Consider the following 254-nt stretch of genomic DNA (forward strand, 5'->3'; position numbering starts at 1 on the left):
CGTGCAAGCAAAGAACCCATCACTAAAATCGATGCACGCATTTTACTGACATATTCAAATTGAGCTTCACTTGAAAGTTCTTTTGTTGCGTCTATATATACAGTATTGTCTTCTGGTATATATGTAACATCAGCGTTTAGACTTTTTAGTACTTCATTTATGGTATAAACATCTGCTAAGTTAGGGACTTCTTTAATTACATTTTCTCCTTTTGAAGCAAGTAAAGCTGCCGCCAGGATTGGTAACACTGCATT

1 pseudogene is annotated in these 254 nt (G+C 35.4%); it reads right to left on the reverse strand.

From position 1 onward, the window contains the following. Positions 1–254: pseudogene (locus SB660_RS22180) on the reverse strand (UDP-N-acetylglucosamine 1-carboxyvinyltransferase); the annotation flags it as partial.

The sequence above is a fragment of the Bacillus sp. SIMBA_005 genome (assembly GCF_046535585.1).
Lineage (GTDB): Bacteria > Bacillota > Bacilli > Bacillales > Bacillaceae > Bacillus > Bacillus pumilus.